Source organism: Rhodococcus sp. NPDC057014, from assembly GCF_042673295.1.
Classification (GTDB): domain Bacteria; phylum Actinomycetota; class Actinomycetes; order Mycobacteriales; family Mycobacteriaceae; genus Rhodococcus_F.
Genome location: NZ_JBHUSF010000489.1, coordinates 1 through 4,433, shown reverse-complemented (window position 1 = coordinate 4,433; position 4,433 = coordinate 1). Strand labels below are relative to the sequence as shown.

Genomic DNA, 4,433 nt, shown 5'->3' with positions numbered 1-4,433 from the left:
GCCTTCTTGGCTGCGGTCTTCTTCGCTGCCGCAGTCTTGGCGGGAGCGACCTTCTTCGCGACGGTCTTCTTCGCTGCCGCAGTCTTGGCGGGAGCGACCTTCTTCGCGACGGTCTTCTTCGCTGCCGCAGTCTTGGCCGGTGCAGCCTTCTTGGCGGCGGTCTTCTTCGCTGCCGTCTTCTTGGCAGCAGCCTTCTTGGCGGCGGCCTTGGTGGCGGGCGCCGCTGCGCCGCGCTTGACTGCCGGGCCGGTGGCCGGAAGCTTCTGGCCGCCAGCGATAACCGCCTTGAACTGAGCGCCCGGACGGAACGCCGGCACCGACGTCGGCTTGACCTTGACGGTCTCACCCGTGCGCGGGTTACGCGCGACACGTGCCGCACGACGCCGCTGCTCGAAGACGCCGAAACCGGTGATGGTCACGCTGTCGCCACGGTGCACTGCCCGGACGATCGTGTCCACGACATGCTCGACAGCTTCCGTTGCCGTGCGCCTGTCCGTGCCCAGTTTCTCGGTCAGAACATCGATGAGCTCTGCCTTATTCATTGAAATTCCTCCGCGAACTAATGGTCCATCATCGGACCGACTACGAACTACGGTAAACCTGAATACCGCAGGAGTCTATGTGCCACGCCAATTCTCGAACAACGCGGCACCATTCTCAGGAACTTATTATCTGGGAGACAGGGCTCCGATTCCAACTTTCAGTCGGCGGAAGTGGGCTCCGGAAGAGTCACAGGTTTCCAAGAAGGCCTTGCCTTTTCGAACTCGGAAATGGCTTCTACCTGCCGTAATGTCAATCCGATGTCGTCCAGACCCTCGATCAGACGCCACCGCGTGTAGTCATCAATCGCAAAGGGCACCACGGTGGTTCCGGCCGTCACCGTCTTGTTCTCGAGGTCGACGATCAATTCGAGACCGGGCTGTTCGTCGAGCAACTTCCACAGCAGTTCGACGTCCGACTGGGACACCTGGGCGGCCAGCAGACCGGCCTTGCCGGCGTTACCCCGGAAGATGTCCGCGAACCGAGAGGCGATCACGACCCGAAATCCGAAGTCGGATAGCGCCCACACGGCGTGCTCGCGGGAGGAGCCCGTGCCGAAGTCCGGTCCCGCGACCAGAACGCTGCCCTTGTCGTACGGCGCGACGTTGAGAACGAAATTCGGATCGCTCCGCCACGCGGCGAACAGACCGTCCTCGAAACCGGTGCGGGTCACTCGTTTCAGGTAGACCGCCGGGATGATCTGGTCCGTGTCCACATTGGATCGCCGCAGCGGAACGCCGATACCTTTGTGTGTGCTAAAGGATTCCATCGAAAAATCTCCTAAATTCCTTGGGTCCTAGGCCAGATCTGACGGCGCGGACAGGGTTCCCCGGACTGCCGTCGCGGCGGCGACCAGCGGCGAAACCAGATGAGTCCGCCCGCCCTTGCCTTGACGGCCTTCGAAATTGCGGTTGGACGTGGACGCCGAACGCTCACCGGGCGCGAGCTGATCCGGGTTCATGCCGAGGCACATCGAGCACCCCGCCTGCCGCCATTCGGCGCCGGCGGCGGTGAAGATCTCGCCGAGACCCTCCTTTTCGGCCTGGGCGCGCACGCGCATCGAACCCGGCACGATCAGCATCCGGACGCCGTCGGCGACGTGCCTTCCGCGCAACACGTCGGCCACGGCCCGCAGATCCTCGATCCGGCCATTGGTGCACGAACCCACGAACACTGTGTCGATCGCCACCTCACGCAACGGAGTTCCGGCTTCGAGACCCATGTAGGTCAACGCCTTCTCCGCGGCGTGACGTTCGCTCTCGTCCACGATCTTCTCCGGATCCGGCACGGCCTCACCGAGCGGCAGACCCTGCCCCGGGTTGGTGCCCCAGGTCACGAACGGCGTCAGCGAGCTCGCGTCGATGTGGACCTCGTTGTCGAAAACCGCGCCCTCGTCGGTCTTCAACTGCTCCCAGGCCGCCACCGCGGCGTCCCAGTCGGCGCCCTTCGGCGCGTGCGGGCGCCCCTTGATGAATTCGTAGGTGATCTCGTCCGGGGCGATCATGCCCGCCCGCGCGCCCGCCTCGATGGACATGTTGCAGATGGTCATCCGCGCTTCCATCGACATCTTCCGGATCGCTTCGCCGCGGCACTCCAGGACGTAGCCCTGGCCTCCGCCGGTCCCGATCTTCGCGATGACGGCCAGAATGAGATCTTTGCTCGTCACGCCCTCGGGCAATTCGCCGTCGACGGTGATCGCCATCGTCCGGAACGGACGCAGCGACAGCGTCTGCGTCGCCATGACGTGTTCGACCTCACTGGTGCCGATACCCATCGCGATCGCACCGAACGCGCCGTGGGTGGATGTGTGGCTGTCGCCGCACACCACGGTCATACCGGGCTGGGTGAGACCGAGTTGCGGGCCGACGACGTGGACGATGCCCTGGTCGATGTTTCCCATCGGGTGCAGCCGGACGCCGAATTCCTCGCAGTTGCGCCGGAGCGTGTCCACCTGGGTCCTGGAGACGGGGTCCGCGATCGGCTTGTCGATGTCGACGGTGGGGACGTTGTGGTCCTCGGTGGCGATCGTCAGGTCCGGCCTGCGCAGCGGGCGCCCCGCCAGCCGAAGTCCGTCGAATGCCTGCGGACTCGTCACTTCGTGAACGAGATGCAGATCGATGTAGATGAGGTCGGGGTTGTCTCCCTCACCCCGGACCACGACGTGGTCGTCCCACACCTTCTCTGCCAGGGTGCGTGCTTTCTCCGCCATCTTCTCCACCTCTGTGTGTCCTCTCGCACCGCGGGCTTCGGGCCGGTCCGCCGTGCGCTTGTTGTCGTTACCCTCTTCCCGGACACGCACTCGACGTGAGACGAAGGTGCGCTATGATCCCAATATGCGAGAAAGTGGTATCGACCTATGAGACAGCATAGCGGCATCGGGGTCCTTGACAAAGCGGTGGGCGTGCTCCACGCCGTGGCCGAGAAGCCCTGCAGCCTCACCGAACTGTGCTCGCGCACCGGACTCCCCCGCGCCACCGCCCACCGGCTGGCCGTCGGACTCGAGGTCCACCGCCTCCTGACGCGTGATTCCGACGGGCTGTGGTGCCCCGGTCCCGGCCTCGCCGAACTCGCTGCAACGGCTAACGATCCGCTCGTCTCGGCGGCGGCTCTGGTCCTTCCGCGACTGCGCGAGATCACCGGCGAGAGTGTGCAGCTGTACCGCAGGGAAGGTACGCAACGCATCTGCATCGCGGCGATGGAGCCACCCACCGGCCTCCGCGACACCGTCCTCGTCGGGGCACGCCTCCCGATGAGCGCCGGCTCCGGTGCCAAGGTCCTCCTCGCCTGGGCAGACCCGCAGACCCAGCGCACAGTTCTTCCCGACGCGGCGTTCGGCGAGCGCGTGCTGCTCGAGGTCCGCCGTCGCGGCTGGGCACAGAGCGCCGCCGAGCGTGAACCCGGCGTCGCCAGTGTCGCCGCACCCGTGCGGGACTCCGCGGGCGCTGTCATCGCGGCGATTTCGGTGTCCGGCCCCATCGACAGGATGGGCAGGCGCCCCGGCGCCCGGTGGGCGGCCGACCTCCTCGCCGCCGCGGAGGCGTTGCACAAGAGACTGTGACCTCTCACGACCGACACACACCGCGACAGGAGAAGCCGATGGGGAAGAACCAACGATCGCAGATCACGATGACGGATTCGGAGATCGCCGAATTCGTGGACCGGAGCCGGATCGCCACGCTGGCGACGGTGGCAGCGGACGGCAGGGCCCATCTGGTCGCCATGTGGTACGCCGTGATCGACGGCGAGATCTGGTTCGAGACGAAGGCCAAATCACAGAAGGCGGTCAACCTGCGCCGCGACGACCGGGTCACCGTCCTGATCGAGGACGGCCAGACCTACGACACGCTGCGCGGAGTGTCGATCGAGGGCCGGGCGGAGATCGTGGAAGATCCCGACGCGATGTTCGCCGTCGGCGTCAGCGTGTGGGAACGCTACACCGGGCCCTACACCGACGATCTGCGGCCCGCCATCGATCAGCTGCTGTACAAGCGGGTGGTCGTGCGGATCGTTCCCGAACGCATCAGAAGCTGGGACCATGCCAAGCTCGGCCTTCCCGCGATGCCCGTGGGCGGAACCACCGCGGCGTACCTGGAGACGGCCGACCGCCACTCCTGACACCGGGCAGGGCGGAAAAACAGGAGAATTCTCGGTGCCCTCGGCGTAGCTTCACAGAGTGAACCGACTACCCGAGGGAGTTCACCGTGACTGACGCCGATAACGAGGACACGAAAAAGAAATTCCGCGAAGCACTCGAGCGGAAAAATCATCAGGCCGGGCTGTCCGCCGATCACAAGGACGCGCATTCCAAGGTGCACGAGGCGCACGGACCTGCCGACCACAAACGCGAATTCCGGCGCAAGACCGGATAAACGACGCGCTCTCCGTATATATAG

The 4,433-nt window shown here is 65.2% G+C and carries 6 protein-coding genes; 3 read left to right on the top strand and 3 right to left on the bottom strand.

Going from position 1 to position 4,433, the window contains the following annotated elements; all coding sequences use genetic code 11:
* The 3 genes from ACFTZB_RS43460 to leuC all read right to left on the bottom strand — a co-directional run.
* Positions 1–542: HU family DNA-binding protein (locus tag ACFTZB_RS43460; protein WP_378441869.1), on the bottom strand; the 542-nt coding region annotated here is incomplete at its 3' end.
* A gap of 158 nt (positions 543–700) precedes the next feature.
* A complete protein-coding gene (leuD, locus tag ACFTZB_RS43455; RefSeq protein ID WP_378441866.1) occupies positions 701–1,309 on the bottom strand; it encodes a 3-isopropylmalate dehydratase small subunit in 609 nt (202 codons plus the stop codon).
* A gap of 27 nt (positions 1,310–1,336) precedes the next feature.
* Entirely contained in the window at positions 1,337–2,758 is a 1,422-nt protein-coding gene (gene leuC / locus ACFTZB_RS43450; protein WP_378441864.1) for a 3-isopropylmalate dehydratase large subunit, read from the bottom strand.
* Positions 2,759–2,896: 138 nt separating this feature from the next.
* Here leuC and ACFTZB_RS43445 point away from each other — a divergent pair, with 138 nt between their 5' ends.
* From ACFTZB_RS43445 to ACFTZB_RS43435, 3 genes are all read left to right on the top strand, one after another.
* Complete coding sequence (locus ACFTZB_RS43445; RefSeq protein ID WP_087556569.1) at positions 2,897–3,598, top strand: IclR family transcriptional regulator; 702 nt, start codon at positions 2,897–2,899, stop codon at positions 3,596–3,598.
* 38 nt (positions 3,599–3,636) lie between these two features.
* Positions 3,637–4,155 (top strand): pyridoxamine 5'-phosphate oxidase family protein, encoded by a 519-nt coding sequence (locus ACFTZB_RS43440; RefSeq protein ID WP_378441861.1) that lies wholly within the window; start codon positions 3,637–3,639, stop codon positions 4,153–4,155.
* A gap of 86 nt (positions 4,156–4,241) precedes the next feature.
* Positions 4,242–4,409, top strand: a complete 168-nt coding sequence (locus ACFTZB_RS43435; protein ID WP_015890240.1) for a DUF5302 domain-containing protein — start codon at positions 4,242–4,244, stop codon at positions 4,407–4,409.
* Positions 4,410–4,433 lie beyond the last annotated feature (24 nt).

Bases quoted from the DNA above. Each gene is read 5' to 3' on its own strand.
- leuD (WP_378441866.1), bottom strand. From the start codon at position 1,309: ATGGAATCCTTTAGCACACACAAAGGTATCGGCGTTCCGCTGCGGCGA.
- ACFTZB_RS43445 (WP_087556569.1), top strand. From the start codon at position 2,897: ATGAGACAGCATAGCGGCATCGGGGTCCTTGACAAAGCGGTGGGCGTG.
- ACFTZB_RS43440 (WP_378441861.1), top strand. From the start codon at position 3,637: ATGGGGAAGAACCAACGATCGCAGATCACGATGACGGATTCGGAGATC.